This window comes from Flavobacterium silvisoli (genome assembly GCF_004329815.1).
In the GTDB taxonomy this organism is placed as follows: Bacteria; Bacteroidota; Bacteroidia; order Flavobacteriales; family Flavobacteriaceae; genus Flavobacterium; species Flavobacterium silvisoli.
The window spans coordinates 53,886-69,420 of sequence record NZ_SJPE01000001.1 but is presented as its reverse complement, the minus strand read 5'-3'; the positions used below and the strand labels follow the sequence as shown (position 1 = coordinate 69,420).

13 protein-coding genes and 1 tRNA gene are annotated in these 15,535 nt (G+C 37.5%); 10 read left to right on the top strand and 4 right to left on the bottom strand.

Annotated features, from left to right (window positions below; translation table 11 throughout):
• Window position 1: 1 nt before the first annotated feature.
• The gene (locus EZL74_RS00270) at window positions 2-760 is read left to right on the top strand and encodes a T9SS type A sorting domain-containing protein (protein ID WP_131474582.1); all 759 of its coding nucleotides are present in this window, start codon (window positions 2-4) and stop codon (window positions 758-760) included.
• 54 nt (window positions 761-814) lie between these two features.
• Here EZL74_RS00270 and polA read toward each other — a convergent pair whose 3' ends face one another.
• Complete coding sequence (gene polA / locus EZL74_RS00265; RefSeq protein ID WP_131474581.1) at window positions 815-3,673, bottom strand: DNA polymerase I; 2,859 nt, start codon at window positions 3,671-3,673, stop codon at window positions 815-817.
• Window positions 3,674-3,843: 170 nt separating this feature from the next.
• On the opposite strand from polA, the gene EZL74_RS00260 reads away from it, so the two are divergent.
• From EZL74_RS00260 to EZL74_RS00235, 6 genes are all read left to right on the top strand, one after another.
• Complete coding sequence (locus tag EZL74_RS00260; RefSeq protein WP_131474580.1) at window positions 3,844-4,029, top strand: hypothetical protein; 186 nt, start codon at window positions 3,844-3,846, stop codon at window positions 4,027-4,029.
• 268 nt (window positions 4,030-4,297) lie between these two features.
• Complete coding sequence (locus EZL74_RS00255; protein WP_131474579.1) at window positions 4,298-4,972, top strand: response regulator transcription factor; 675 nt, start codon at window positions 4,298-4,300, stop codon at window positions 4,970-4,972.
• Between the two features lies 1 nt (window position 4,973).
• Window positions 4,974-6,305 (top strand): sensor histidine kinase, encoded by a 1,332-nt coding sequence (locus EZL74_RS00250; RefSeq protein ID WP_131474578.1) that lies wholly within the window; start codon window positions 4,974-4,976, stop codon window positions 6,303-6,305.
• Between the two features lie 102 nt (window positions 6,306-6,407).
• On the top strand, window positions 6,408-6,617 hold the full coding sequence (locus EZL74_RS00245) for a hypothetical protein (RefSeq protein WP_131474577.1): 210 nt from the start codon (window positions 6,408-6,410) through the stop codon (window positions 6,615-6,617).
• Between the two features lie 155 nt (window positions 6,618-6,772).
• Window positions 6,773-8,005: a metallophosphoesterase gene (locus EZL74_RS00240; protein ID WP_131474576.1), complete on the top strand. Its 1,233-nt coding sequence runs from the start codon at window positions 6,773-6,775 to the stop codon at window positions 8,003-8,005.
• 75 nt (window positions 8,006-8,080) lie between these two features.
• Window positions 8,081-8,377 carry a thioredoxin family protein gene (locus EZL74_RS00235; protein WP_131474575.1) on the top strand — a complete coding sequence of 99 codons (297 nt, stop codon included), beginning with the start codon at window positions 8,081-8,083 and terminating at the stop codon, window positions 8,375-8,377.
• On the opposite strand, the gene EZL74_RS00230 is transcribed toward EZL74_RS00235, so the two are convergent.
• Window positions 8,374-9,036: a polysaccharide deacetylase family protein gene (locus tag EZL74_RS00230; protein WP_131474574.1), complete on the bottom strand. Its 663-nt coding sequence runs from the start codon at window positions 9,034-9,036 to the stop codon at window positions 8,374-8,376. The two genes, EZL74_RS00235 and EZL74_RS00230, sit on opposite strands and share 4 nt — an antisense overlap.
• Before the next feature lie 69 nt (window positions 9,037-9,105).
• Entirely contained in the window at window positions 9,106-12,384 is a 3,279-nt protein-coding gene (locus tag EZL74_RS00225; RefSeq protein WP_131474573.1) for a glycosyltransferase family 117 protein, read from the bottom strand.
• 224 nt (window positions 12,385-12,608) lie between these two features.
• Here EZL74_RS00225 and EZL74_RS00220 point away from each other — a divergent pair.
• A tRNA-Gln gene (locus EZL74_RS00220) sits at window positions 12,609-12,679 on the top strand.
• Window positions 12,680-12,792: 113 nt separating this feature from the next.
• Here the strand turns inward: EZL74_RS00220 and EZL74_RS00215 are convergent.
• On the bottom strand, window positions 12,793-13,617 hold the full coding sequence (locus EZL74_RS00215) for a universal stress protein (protein WP_131474572.1): 825 nt from the start codon (window positions 13,615-13,617) through the stop codon (window positions 12,793-12,795).
• Window positions 13,618-13,786: 169 nt separating this feature from the next.
• Between EZL74_RS00215 and rimP the strand changes: the two genes are divergently transcribed.
• Both rimP and nusA read left to right on the top strand, forming a co-directional pair.
• The gene (rimP, locus tag EZL74_RS00210) at window positions 13,787-14,254 is read left to right on the top strand and encodes a ribosome assembly cofactor RimP (protein ID WP_131474571.1); all 468 of its coding nucleotides are present in this window, start codon (window positions 13,787-13,789) and stop codon (window positions 14,252-14,254) included.
• 8 nt (window positions 14,255-14,262) lie between these two features.
• Window positions 14,263-15,504 (top strand): transcription termination factor NusA, encoded by a 1,242-nt coding sequence (gene nusA / locus EZL74_RS00205; RefSeq protein WP_131474570.1) that lies wholly within the window; start codon window positions 14,263-14,265, stop codon window positions 15,502-15,504.
• Window positions 15,505-15,535 lie beyond the last annotated feature (31 nt).

Genomic DNA, 15,535 nt, shown 5'->3' with positions numbered 1-15,535 from the left:
GATGAAAAAAATTACTTTAGTACTGTTGTTGCCATTATTGGGAATAGCGCAATCAAAAATTACCAATACGATTTCGGTGACCGGAGCAAGTGCTAACATTTTGTTGAATAACGATACGCAAACGGCAACCTTAACATTGGTAGGGCCTTCTGACCGATGGATGGCTTGTCAGTTTGGTACTTTTTCGGGCGGAATGGAAGCCGGTTCCGATGTGGTTTATTACAACGGAACAACCTTAGTAGATGCTACCCACAACGGAATAGGAGTAGCTCCTTCTCCGGATGCCCAGAATAATTGGACGGTAACCTCAAATACAGTTTCTTCTGGGGTGAGAACTTTGGTAGCGACCCGCGTGTTTAATTCTCCGGATGCATCTGATTTTGATTTCGATTATTTTGCCAATACCATTGGTATAGCCGTGGCTCACGGAAATAGTGCCTCGTTCAGTTTGGCTTACCACGGTTCTGGAAACAGAATAGTAGATACGAGTGTTCCGTTTAATAATTTAGGTGTAGAAGATTTTACTTTGCAAGGTGCTACAATATATCCAAATCCTTCAAATGGAAATTTTTCCATTCATTCTAAAACTACCTTAAAACAGATTTCGGTGTACACATTGACGGGTGGTTTCATCAAGACAATTAAGGCTGATACTGAAAATGCATCTCAGATTAAAGTAGATGGATTGTCAACCGGTGTCTATTTACTCGAATTGCTAAACGATTCCCAAAAAGTCTGGAAAAAGGTGATTGTCGAATAACACAATTGAATCCTATAACTAAAAAAGGCAACAGTTACTGTTGCCTTTTATTTTTTAATGAGCTTCGAGCCAGTTTGTTCCTGTACCCATTTCAACTTCGAGCGGAACGGCCAATTTAAAAGCGTTCTCCATTTCGTGTTTAATCATCGGCTTTATTTTGTCAAGCTCTGAAAGGTGTACATCAAAAACAAGTTCGTCATGCACTTGTAACAGCATTTTAGACTGCCAGTGTTCCGAAGTCAGTTTTTTATGGATGTTAATCATGGCTATCTTGATGATATCTGCAGCGCTTCCTTGTATTGGGGCATTAACCGCATTGCGTTCTGCGGCTCCCCGAACTACTGCATTAGCCGAATTGATGTCTTTCAAATAACGGCGTCTGCCTAAGACCGTTTGTACATACCCGTGATGACGGGCAAAATCAACTTGGTCACTCATATACGATTTGAGTTTTGGATAGGTCTTGTAGTAAGCATCAATCAGTGCCGTACTTTCACTACGGGATAGAGAGGTTTGATTGCTCAAGCCAAAAGCAGAAACCCCGTAAATGATGCCAAAATTTACCGTCTTGGCATTACTGCGTTGTTCTTTGGTAACTTCTTCCAATGGTACATTGAATACCTTGGCTGCCGTACTCCTGTGAATATCCTCATGGTTTTGGAAAGCTTTAATCATGTTTTCTTCTCCCGATAAAGCGGCAATAATGCGCAATTCAATTTGAGAGTAATCAGCAGAAAGTAAGGTGTAATTTTCGTCGCGGGCTACAAAAGCTTTTCGAATCAGACGTCCTCGTTCAGTACGAATAGGGATGTTCTGCAAATTCGGGTTGTTGGAACTCAAACGACCGGTGGCTGCCACGGTTTGCATGTAATCGGTATGCACCCGCTGTGTTTTTGGGTCAACCTGATTGGGTAGAGCATCTATATAAGTGCTTTGCAGTTTAACCATTTGACGCCAATCGAGTATATCTTTTACGATTTGATGTTCATTGGCCAAATAACTCAATACTTCTTCGCCGGTAGCGTATTGTCCGGTTTTGGTTTTCTTTTGTTTGGTACCGCCTATTTTCAATTTATCAAACAGCACTTCTCCCAATTGTTTCGGAGAAGCAAGGTTGAATTTTTCGCCGGCAGTTTCGTAGATTTTTTGTTCAAACAAACTAATTTCTTTTTGCATCTCACCCGACATGGCTTTTAAAAACTCAACATCCAAGCGTATACCTTCGGTTTCCATTGCGGCTAAAACAGAAATCAATGGGATTTCGATATCCTCAAATAGTTTTTTGGTTTCGACTTTGTCTAAAATAGGACTGAAAACTTCTTTCAGTTGTAATGTAATATCAGCATCTTCTGCAGCGTATTCTTTGATGTCTTCCAAAGGAACATCGCGCATCGAGAGTTGGTTTTTACCTTTTTTACCAATTAAAGTTTCTATGGATTTAGGCGAATATTTTAAATACGTTTCACTCAACACGTCCATATTGTGGCGCATATCAGGATTAATCAGATAATGCGCAATCATGGTGTCAAACAATTTTCCTTTGACCTGAATGTTGTAATTCGATAGGATTTTCAAATCGTATTTGATGTTTTGTCCAATCTTTTCTATGGATTCACTTTCGAAAAACGGTTTGAATTTATCCGCCAAAGCCCGTGCTTCTTCTCTATTTTCGGGAAACGGAACGTAAAAGGCTTTCCCTTTTTCATAAGAAAATGACATGCCGACCAATTCTGCATGCAAGGTGTCAATCCCGGTGGTTTCTGTGTCAAAACACACCGAAGTTTGGTTCATCAGGTTTTGCAAAAACAATTTTACTGCTAAATCACCTTGTACAATTTGATAAAAGTGTTCGGTGGTTTCTAAAGTTGCATAATAGGAGTGCTGTTTCGGAGCATCGCTTTCCTCATCAGTGAAGCCGAATAAGTCAAACTGTTCCTGATTGCTTTTCTTGGCAGGCGTTTTCTTTTTCGTTTCGGTTGCTTCTGTCTCAGTTCCGTTGCCATTGCTGTCAATTTCGTCGTAGTCTTTTCCGGTTCCGAAAAGTTTGTCGAACTGAGCTTTCATCTGACGGAATTCCAGCTCCTGAAATAGAGCATCGGTTTTTTCTACATCAGGTTTGGACAGTTCAAAATCGGTAGCATCGAAAGTAACAGGACAATCCAAAAGTATGGTCGCCAGTTTTTTAGACAGGATTCCCAGTTCTTTATTGTTTTCTATTTTATCTTTCAGCGCACCTTTCAGTTTATCGGTGTTTTCCAAAAGATTTTCCATAGATCCGAATTCTTTCAGTAGTTTTTTGGCAGTCACTTCGCCTACACCCGGAAACCCCGGAATGTTATCGGCAGAATCCCCCATCATTCCCAGGAAGTCGATAACTTGCAGTGGATTTTCGACTTCAAATTTTTCCAATACTTCAGGAATGCCCCAAATTTCTATATCGTTGCCCATACGGGCCGGTTTGTACATGAAAATATTTTCAGAAACCAATTGGGCAAAGTCTTTGTCGGGAGTTACCATGAACACCTGATAACCTTCTTTTTCCGCCTGCTTGGCTAAAGTACCAATCAAATCATCCGCTTCATAACCGGCTTTCTCCATGATGGGAATGTGCATGGCTTTGAGTAATTCCTGTATATAAGGAACGGCAATTTTAATGGCTTCGGGGGTTTCGTCACGATGAGCTTTGTACTCTTGATACATTTCGTAACGGTAATCGCTGCCGCCTTTGTCAAAAGCTACGGCCAAATGGTCGGGTTTTTCACGTTTGATGACATCCATCAGTGAATTCATGAATCCCATGATGGCGGAAGTATCCATACCTTTGGAATTGATGCGTGGATTTTTGATAAAGGCATAATATCCACGAAAAATTAAGGCATAAGCATCGAGTAGAAAAAGACGTTTTTGTGACATGAAACAAATTTTTATAAGATTGTAAAAATAGCAATTTGAAGCTTACCATTTGGTAAAAACCTAAAGGAAAGTTAAACTTTTTAAAACGTGTCTTTCTTCATTTTGACTTCATTTTACAGAGCTAATTTTACTTCACTAAAAGAGATTATTAATTCAAAAATTTAGAAATCATGAAAAGAGTCGTAATGTTATTGGCCGTGCTTTTGGGCACTAGTGTTATGGTAAATGCAAATACCATCACCAAAAAAGCTACCACTAAAGAGGTAAAAACAAATGTTGAGAGAAAACACCGAAAAGCTAAAAAAATGCATCGAAAAGCAGCTGCTGTAAAACCGGCGGCTACAGTTCAAAAATAGTCTTTACGAAAAAGGTTATAGTTAGATTGTTTTGTAAAAGCCGATAGTTTTATCGGCTTTTTTGCTGGGATGCGGGTAGGTTCAAAAATTCGTTAAATTCTCTTTAAAAATTAAAACTTCATTTTGTCTTCATTTTACTGTTTTAATTTTGGGTCTGTTAAAAGAGAGGGATTACAGTTTAGTTTTTATTGATTGTTAATTTTGAAAAGCCGGTGAAGGGATTTGCCGGCTTTTTGCTTATATTTACTTTAGGTTTTTATTACAACTTATGAATGTATTGCTTGTTGAAGATTATCAGGAGTTAGCGAAAGAGATAGTTGATTTTTTAACTAAAAGCGGATATTTGTGTAAATGGGTATCGAACCGGGCACAAGCGCTGGAAGAAATAGGGGTAAACGATTACGACGCGATGTTGTTGGATTTAGGATTACCCGACGGTGACGGATTTGACATTCTAAAAGACATTAGAAAAAAGCAATCCAAAACGGCAGTTATTGTAATAACAGCCCGGGGTGAACTCAATGATAAAATTGACGGACTACAACTGGGCGCTGACGATTATTTGACCAAACCTTTTGCACTGACCGAATTAGGAGCCCGTTTGTTCGCGGTCATCCGAAGAACCCATGGCATCACGACCAACGAAATAGAAATACATAATTTTAAAATTCAGTTGCAGGATTATCGGGTGACTTTTGATGATCAGATTATCAATTTGACCAAGAAAGAATTTGATATTTTTCAGTATTTGGTGCTAAATAAAAATCGTGTCATAACAAGACTGCAGTTGACAGAACACATCTGGGGTGATATTTTGGAATTGAATTCGGATTCTAATTTTATTGATGTTCATGTCAGAAATCTGAGAAAGAAATTAGAGAAATTTGCTGAAATCGATTGGTTTGAAACCGTCAGAAATGTTGGTTATCGCATAAATATGTAACATGAGAATCAAGCACCAACTTACTATTTTCAATGCCTTAACGCGGTTTTTAATTATTTTGGCGATTTGGTTGTCGTTGCCAATTCTTATAGAGAAAGTAGTTTATAAACGTATTGATAAAACGCTGCTTGAAAAAAAAGAAAAATTCATTGAACATCTGGACAAAGAGGAAATCAATGATTTTTTGAGTCGAAATGACGCAACCGAGACTTTTGCCAGTTTTTCCACTCTCCATAATGAGTTTTTACAACTTTATCAGGCCAAAGAAATACCCAAAAACAAAAATTCCTATTTTAAGAATGAAGCACGTATCATAGAAGGGGAACAGAGTGATTACCGGGTTCTGTATTATGATTTTGTATACGAAAACACCAATTATAAACTTGAGATAGGCAGCAGTCTTAGTGAAATAAAAGATCTGACTCTTGCCATTAGGGTGTTTATTTTAATTGTCCTGAGCATTGTAATTGTATTTACTTTTTTGGTGGATGCTGTGTTTATCGAATATTTGTTGAAACCGTTTCATCAAATTATCAATCAAAAAATAAGACACGTTAATGAACCCGAAAAGTTCAATTACACCGTGATAAAATCACACTCAACTGATTTTCGGGAATTGGATGAGGTGTTGAACCAAATGATGAAGCGTATTCAGGAGCTATTCAGTATAGAAAAACAATTTATAGCCAACGTGTCACACGAGTTATTGTCGCCCATCGCTTTGTTAAAAAATCGCTTTGAAAATTTGATTCAAAATGAATCGTTAGATGAAGAAGCGGTCAACAAGATTGTAAGTTCACTAAAGACATTAGATTTGCTCAAAAAGATTATCAACAACCTTTTGCTTATTTCCCGTATAGAAAACAATCAGTACGTTTCGGATGAACGGATTGATTGCAGGAGTGTACTGGAAGACATCAGGGAAGAACTACAAGATCGGATTGATGAAAAAGAAATTGATTTCAGTATCAACCTGAACGAACATTATCATTTCGCCGGGAACAAAACGCTGATTCACATCATGTTTTATAATGTAATTGCCAACGCGGTAAAATTTACCGAACCCAAAGGAACAATTACAATAACTGATGTCAAGACCAATTCACAGTATGCGATTACAGTTCAAGACAATGGTTGTGGCATGACACAGGAGCAAACAGCTGAAATTTTTAACAGGTTTACACGACTCAATATCAACAAAGAAGGCCAGGGACTCGGTTTGGCAATAGTCAAGAGCATTGCCGATTTTCATCAGATTGATGTTGTTGTTACTGCTGCTCCGCAAAAGGGGAGTGCTTTTGAATTTGTCTTCCATATCGGGAAAAAGGTTTAATTAAAAGTTAAAATTTCGGGTATTCCTTAATCTTCATTTTATCTTCATTTAGTGGTTATACTTTTGGTGTGTAAATAATATTTAATTTAAAATTTAAACATCATGAAAAAAGTATTAATGTTAGCCGCTTTGGTTTTAGGAACAACTGTAATGGTAAACGCTCAACAAAAAGAACCTGCTAAAGCTGCTCAAGCTCCTGCAAAAGAAGTGAAAGAAGTAAAAGAGGTAAAAGCTACTAAAAAAGTTATGAAAAAAGCCAAAGAAGAGAAAAAAGCAGAAGCTGCAACTCCGGCAACACCAGCAAAAAAATAACTCTTTTTCATAGAAGAGAAGTCAAGCAAAATGTGATTGAAATGAAAGACCGGTAAATTACTTTACCGGTCTTTTTTATTGGACTAAAGTTAAAATTATCCAAAAGCTAAAATGGAGTTGTGCTTTCTTCGTTAATTTGTTAAAAAATTAAATCGATGATTCGTTGGGTTATTTTTATTGTAATAGTTTCTGTAATAGAATTTTATGCATTTCAGGCATTTAAAACTGTTACCAAAATCAGATGGGTTTTATACCTGTATCAGCTGATTTCTTTAGCCGTAATTGTATTCATTGCCTATCAGTTTACACAGTTTGACCGCAGCGTAGGACAAACCAAAACCACACTCTTTACTCTGGGATTACTTTTATTAGTGTTGATTCCGAAACTCATATTGACTTTTTTCCTATTGTTGGAAGATGTTTTCAGAGTAGTTTCGGGTTCGGTGACATATTTTATGGGCGACAATAACAATGGTGATTTTTTGCCCGAAAGGCGAAAGTTTGTCAGTCAAATTGCTTTAGGAATTGCTTCAATTCCGTTTATGGGATTGGTTTATGGAATGACCAAAGGCAAATACAACTACAAGGTAATACGACAAACACTGTTTTTTCCCGATTTGCCTGATGCTTTTGACGGATTCACCATTACTCAAATTTCAGACGTGCACAGCGGGAGTTTTGACGACCCCGAAAAGATTGAGTATGCCATTGATTTGGTCAACCAACAAAAAACCGACATGATGTTGTTTACCGGAGATATTGTAAACACACACGCCAAAGAAATGCATCCGTGGATTGAGACTTTTAACAAGATAGACAAGCATGAATACGGAAAATTTTCGGTTTTGGGCAATCACGATTACGGTGAATATGTGAGCTGGCCTTCACAACAGGCCAAAGATGATAATTTTCAGGCCATCAAAGATTTGTATGGTCAGATAGGATTTCAGTTATTACTGAATGAAAATGTAAAAATCAAAAAAGGTAACGATGAAATTGTATTGGTTGGGGTTGAAAACTGGGGGCATAATTTCAAACAAGCCGGTGACATCAACAAAGCATCAGAAAATTTAAAGCCCGAAGATTTCAAAATCCTGATGAGCCACGACCCAAGTCATTGGGAATATGAAGTTAAAACACACCCAAAAAATTTCCATTTGACCCTTTCCGGACACACTCACGGTTTTCAGTTTGGTATTGAAATTCCGGGGATTATCAAATGGAGTCCGGTAGAATACGTTTACAAACAATGGGCCGGATTGTATAAAGAATTTGGTCGTTATGTATATGTAAACCGAGGCTTTGGTTTTCATGCTTATCCCGGAAGAGTCGGAATCTGGCCCGAAATCACGGTTTTTGAACTAAAAAAAGGGAATAATGTAGCATAATTAGTTAAAAATGCTACATTTGTGCTTTAATGTTTCTTTTAAGCGATAAAAAGAAAGTAAAAACATTTTGGTTTTATGTCAAAATTTGGAGAATTAATCAATGCTCAAGTACCTGTGTTAATTGATTTTTACACAGAGTGGAATGAATCTTCGGTTTCCATGCATCCTGTCATCAGAGATGTGGCAGCGGCGCTTGGTGATAAAGCAAAAGTGATCAAAATTGATGTAGATAAAAATCAGGAGTTGGCTGATGCACTTCGCATCAAAGGTTTGCCAACGCTGATGATTTACAAAGATGGCCAAATGGTATGGAGACAGTCCGGTGAACTGGATGCCAACACAATTATCAGTTTGGTTCAGGAACAACTTTAGTCAATTTTGGCACAAACAAACCCCTTTTCTTTCAAGTAGGCTAAGGTTTTAGGCAAAACATACCGCAGGTTTTGCTCCGCCTTTATACTGTCGTGGAAAACAATAACGCTTCCCGAGGTAACATTTTTCAGTACATTTTCAAGACATTTTTCTTCAGATATGGTTTGATCAAAATCCATGCTGATGACGTCCCACATAATAATGCGATAACCCATTCGACGCAAAATTCTCGACTGAGAAGATTTGATTTTTCCATAAGGAGGCCTGAACAGTTCAGAATTGTGATTGTCTTTTGTTTTCTGCTGGCTGCCTTCTGAAAATTTATTTATAATCCCCGAACACTTCTTGATGTTTTCAAGATAGGTGTCGTTGTTAGTTTTCCAGCCCTTTAAATGATTGAAGGTGTGATTGCCGATTGCATGGTCTTCGGTAATTATTTTTTGAAAAATGTCGGGGTATTTTTCAATGTTGTTGCCTATGCAGAAGAAGGTAGCTTTGGCGTTGTACAACCTTAATTGTTCCAAAACCCATTCGGTAATTTCGGGTAAAGGACCATCGTCAAAAGTCAGGAAGACTTTGTTTTCCGTGTTGGGAATATCCCAAGTGTAATTCGGAAACAACAATTTGATGAAACGATTTGTTTTGACCCAAAAACTCATAGGTTAAATATAAAAAAAATGTGCCAATAAGAATCTTCAAATTGGCACATCTTTAAATTTTCAAATAAACTATTCTTTATCTCTTCCGAAGCGTTCAAAACGTTGTACAAATGCGTTGAACGTTGGCTTATTTTTGTTGTAAAACTCTAGGTCTCCACGGTCTTTCATTACGATTAATAAGCTTCTGTAACGCTCAATATCTGTAATGATATCCGTAGCAATACCGTTTTGAATTGAAGGCTGTATGCCGGCAAAATAAGTTAGGTTTTGCTTGTATTTTGTCATCAATCGTTCCAATAATTCACGGGCTTTTGCTTTTTCACCTATTTCGTAATAACCGCTGGCAAAAGGCTCCACCATGGTATAATATCCATAGTAGTCCATCGGCATTTTGGTTAAGGCCAACTCTATGATTTTTTTTGCTTTTTCTTTTTTACCTTCATTAATCAGTTTTTCCATTAAACGGGCCATGTTGGTACGGTAGGAAATACTGTTTTTGCGGGTTTCAGGATCGTGATAAATGGTCGTCAAATCGCCGTTGCCCCAACTCCAGTTCATCACCAGATTATACATTTTTTCGCTGTCAATGTCGCCCATGTCGTATGGGTTTTCTTTGTCGATTGGGGTTTTAACCGGTACTAATTTGTACACTAAACCGTCTAATTGCAAATAATCTTTCATCCACAAGTAATCATCGTCTCCGAAACTGCCTCCGGTAAAATAGATAGGACGTTTCCAGTTGTTATTTGCCAAAACATCCAACATCATCAATCGGTTTTTATAAATAGCACTTCCTTTAATCTCCAAATCGATATACGGAACAATGGAGTCGTTGTATTTAGGGTTTACAACTTTGTTCTTGATGACTGCATTTTTGTCTATCGGAATTCTGATTTTGTTTGTCGGATAGAAGTGAATGGTTTGACCATTTTGTGCCTCTATGGTTGATTTCGGATTTTTGATGAAGGCGATGAAATCTTTTAAGTCCCAACGGGCGTCAGTCTTAGGATAGTGCAAGACATAGTCTAATTTGTCTCCCACGTATTCGTTGTGCTTGAATGAAATAGGCAACCCATCGGATTTATAAGTTTTAAATTTCATTTGGTCAATGTACCAATCGGTCATGAACAACTGAGTGTTTACAATTTTAATATCCGTTCTTATCCCCTCTATTTCCTGAGCGTACCAAAGCGGGAAGGTATCATTATCGCCAATGGTAAAGAGTATTGCATTTTGGTCACAGGATTCCAGATAATTTTTGGCCATAGCAATCGACGTGTATTTGTTGGCTCTGCTGTGATCGTCCCAGTTTTGGGAAGCCATAAGTATCGGCGATGCCAAAAGACACGCTCCAATAACCAACGGGCCAACCAGTTTTGATTTTACATAATCGGTGACAATTTCATAAATAGCAAACACTCCAAATCCGACCCAAATGGCAAACACATAGAATGAACCTACTAAAGCATAATCTCTTTCTCTGGGTTCAAAAGGCCTTTCGTTGAGGTAAATTTTTAGGGCTAAACCGGTAAATAAAAACAAAACCAGTAAAACATAGAAACTTTTTAAATCTCTTTGAGCGTGATATAAAAGGCCTATGATTCCGATAATGAATGGTAAGAAGTAATATACGTTGCGACCTTTGTTGGCTTTAACATCATCAGGAAGATTTTCCTGAGTTCCTTTACCGAGGTGGACTTGATCGATGAATGGTATGCCACTAATCCAGTTGCCATCCAGATTGTCGTATTTTCCTTGGATGTCGTTTTGTCTTCCAACGAAATTCCAAAGCAAATACCTGCCGTACATGTATCCGAATTGGTATTCAATCATGAAACTCAGGTTGTCCCAAGTGGATGGTTTTTCAACGATTAAATAATCGCTGTATTTTTTCAGGAATGCAATGTAATCCTCGTTGTCAATTTTTTTCTGATTGTAAGCGTTCAGAAATTCATTGATATTTTTCTGCATTTCTTCTTTTAATTGCCCTACGGCTTGGCCCACTTGTTCTTCGCTTAGGCTATCGATATCAACGCCGTATTGTGCCAAATCATCCTCATAAGGATAGTCTTGGTTTAGTTTAAATTTAGGAACACCGGTAAATTGAACGTAATTGTCAATATGATCCGTACTCCAAAGTCGCGGAAGTATGGCTTTTTGATTGTCATCAGTATTTTGTTCCGCGTTTTTGTAATTGTTTACAATGACATATTTCCCGGTTTTATAATCTCTTTCGTAGTTGGGCGCTTTGTCTAAATACGGTTGGTCTTTGTCTAAGCCGGCAAAAGTATCAGTGTATTGAGGTCCGTAGAACAAAGGATTAACACCATATTGTTCACGGTTGTAATAGGCTAAAACTTCGGCGGCATCAGAAGGCTTGTTTTCGTTGATAACCACATTGGCATTGGCGCGAATCGGTAACATCATCCAAGTCGAAAAACCAATCAAAACAAAAAGAATGCACAACAGTATAGTGTTGAATAAGGGGTGTCCTTTTTCTTTGGTGTATTTTAATCCGTAATAAAAAGTGGCAATCATCAATAAAGCAGAGAAAATGGTTCCCGAATTGAATGGTAAGCCAAAACTGTTTACCATAAAGATTTCCATTTTACCAAAGAAAGCCAAAGTGTAAGGCAACAATAGTTTGAATATGAACAATAAAACGGCAACTATGATTACGTTGGCTAACAAGAAGTTTTTGATGGTGATTTTTTTGTAGTTTTTAAAGAAATACAAAAAGCCAATGGCTGGTATAGTCAATAATGCCATAAAGTGAACTCCGAAGGAAAGGCCGACCAATAGCGAAATCAATAACAGCCATCGATTTCCTCTGGGGCTATGCATGTCTTGTTCCCAACGTAAACCCAACCAAAATAACAATGCAATAAATAAAGAAGCCATGGCATAAACTTCGGCCTCAACCGCGTTGAACCAAAAACTGTCCGAGAAAGTAAAAGTTAAAGCTCCTACAAAAGAACTTCCCAAGATTACTATGGCTTTGTTCTCGTCAACTTCAGTGTATGAGGCGACTATCTTTTTTAATATGATAGATGAAGACCAAAACATAAACAAAATGGTGAAGGCACTTGAGAATACCGACATCATGTTTACCATCAAAGCTATCGTTTCTTTGCTGGTAGCAAACATAGCGAAGAAAGCGCCTAGAATTTGAAACAACGGAGCTCCTGGTGGGTGTCCAACTTCCAGTTTGGCAGCGGTAGCAATGTATTCGCCACAATCCCAAAAACTCATGGTAGGCTCAACCGTTAAAGAATATGTGATTAAAGCAATGGTAAATGCAACCCATCCCATGATGGTGTTCCATTTATTGAAGTTGAAATTCATCATATACGTATGAAATGAAAGGGTTTTGTTTTGATGCTACAAAGAAACTATTTTTTTTGACGCAAGTAAACGCGCATTAACAAATTTTTCTCAAATTGATAACGGATTAACTACAAGTTTCTTATGTGTCTTGGCGAAGAAAAATTGAGGAGAGTTTTTAATTTTTTTCTTTATTTGTTTGTGTAAATTAAATTTTGTTCTAAATTTGCACTCGCATTCAGCAAAATTGGTCTATGGTGTAATGGTAACACTACGGTTTTTGGTGCCGTCTTTCTAGGTTCGAGTCCTAGTAGACCAACAACGAGTCCCGCTTAAAGCGGGATTTTTTGTTTTTAGGTGTTTCCTGATAAAAAAAACAATGCACAAAAAAGCCTCTCCATTGGAGAGGCTTTTTTATTAATATGGCTGTATTTAAATTTTGAAAGTCACAACCGGTCTTACTGCGTGGTTTACCAAATCTTCGCTCACACTTCCGTTGAAGAAATGAGAAAGTCCTTTTCTGCCATGTGTGCACATTCCTATTAAGTCAGCATCTATGGTGTTGGTAAAGTTCAACACTCCGCTTTCTACATTAACATCATTGTAAATGTGAGTAGAATACTTGTTTATGGCAAATCCAGAAATAAAATTCTTCATGATTTCTTGTGCAATGTGAGTGGGTTTGAAGCTGCTGGGAGTATTAATCATTACTAAATGCAATTCGGCTTCAAATTTATTGGCAAACTCTACTACTTTAGCAAACGGTTTTTTTATTTCATCTGCAAAATCAGAGGCGAATACAAATTTGTTTACTTCAAAATCACCGGCTTCTTTTTTGATAATCAGCACCGGTATGTCGGAATTGCGAACCACTTTTTCTGCGTTAGAACCAATAAACATTTCTTTGAAACCACTAGCGCCGTGAGATCCCATTACAATCAGGTCAACATCATTTTTTTTGCTGATATTCATGATTCCGTCAAAGGCTAATTCGAATTGTATGATTTCGGAAACTTTTAAGTCGGCCAAACTTTCATCATCCATTAAATCTTCCAGCTTGTTGATGGCAGCGTTTTTGAAAAGCATGATTTCCGGCAAATCGTGACCAGTACCTACGGCGTCACTCGCTTGATGAGGTAATTCTAACATATGAAGAAGGAAAATTTCTCCGCCGTTTTTTCTGGCGATTTGTGCGGCAACTTTTAAAGCGTACCCTGCATGTTCTGAAAAGTCTGTTGGGACTAAGATTTTTTTCATAATATAAAAAGTGAATTTTGGGTTGTAATTTTAACACAATAAAGGTATTATTTTTTTTTGATACCGCAATGAATTTTTGATTTATAAAAAAATCACTATATTTGCCCCGTTATTTACCATTCAAATTAAATAATGAGGGAAGCTGTGCTTCCCTCTTTTTATACAAACTATGATATTTAAAGAAAAAGTCGCTCATTTATTAGAAGAAGGATTAAAAAATAACCCTTCATTGTTTTTGGTAGATTTAAGTATTTCAGATAGTTACAAAATTACCGTAACTTTGGACGGTGATGCAGGTGTGAATTTGCAGGATTGTATCGATATCAGTCGTTTTATCGAAAACAATTTGGATCGTGAAGAACAGGATTATTCTTTAGAAGTGGCTTCAGCCGGCGTGTCGACTCCGCTTAAATTAATCCGACAATACAAAAAAAATATTGGCAGAACCCTTAGGGTAAAAACAGCTGTTGAAACTATAGAAGCGACATTGGAATCGGCTTCAGACGATGGTATAGTGCTTTTCTGGACAACCAGAGAGCCTAAAAAAATAGGAAAAGGGAAAGAAACCGTAGAACACCGACGAGAGATTCCTTATTCGGAAATAAAAGAAGCAATTGTTATTATAATATTTAATTAAAATTTGGCATGGAAAATATTGCATTAATCGAATCATTTTCAGAGTTTAAAGACGATAAACTTATTGATCGAGTAACGCTTATGGCGATTTTGGAGGATGTTTTTAGAAACGCATTAAAAAAGAAATACGGTTCTGATGATAATTTTGACATCATTATCAATCCTGATAAAGGTGATATGGAGATTTGGAGAAGAAGAATCGTTGTTGCCGATGATGATTTAGATTTAGAAAACGAAGAGATTACCCTTACTGAAGCCCGAAAAATTGAGCCCGATTTCGAAATCGGTGAAGAAGTTTCAGAAGAAGTAAAACTTATAGATTTAGGTAGAAGAGCTATTTTGGCCTTGCGTCAAAATCTGATTTCTAAAATTCACGAACATGATAACACCAATCTTTACAAACAATTTAAAGATTTAATCGGTGAAATTTATACAGCCGAGGTACATCATGTTCGCCCAAGAGTTGTAATTTTGGTGGATGATGAAGGAAACGAAATCGTGTTGCCGAAAGAAAAACAAATTCCGTCTGACTTTTTTCGTAAAGGAGACAATGTTCGCGGAATCATCGAGAGCGTAGAATTGAAAGGAAATAAGCCGCAAATCATCATGTCGAGAACGGCAGATAAATTCCTGGAAAAATTGTTCGAACAAGAGATTCCGGAAGTGTTTGACGGTTTGATTATGATTAAAAAAGTAGTACGTATTCCGGGTGAAAAAGCAAAAGTAGCCGTAGATTCGTATGATGACAGAATTGATCCGGTTGGAGCTTGTGTTGGTATGAAAGGTTCCCGTATTCACGGAATCGTTCGCGAGTTAGGGAATGAAAATATTGATGTAATCAATTATACCAATAACATCCAACTGTACATCACCAGAGCCTTAAGCCCTGCCAAAGTATCTTCGGTAAAAATTGACGAGGAGAAAAAAAGAGCCGAAGTGTTCCTGAAATTAGAAGAAGTTTCCAAGGCCATCGGTCGAGGCGGACACAATATTAAATTGGCCGGTTTGTTGACAGGGTATGAATTGGACGTAATCAGAGAAGGAAGTGCTGTTGAGGAAGATGATGTTGAATTAACAGAGTTCTCAGATGAAATCGACGGATGGGTAATTGATGAATTTGCCAAAATCGGTTTAGATACCGCCAGAAGCGTCCTGAATCAAGATGTGGCCGATTTAGTGAGAAGAACAGACTTGGAAGAGGAAACAATTTTAGAAGTAATAAAAATATTGAAAGAAGAGTTTGAAGACTAAGCTTTCGCCAAAATTAGATAACATTAAAAAG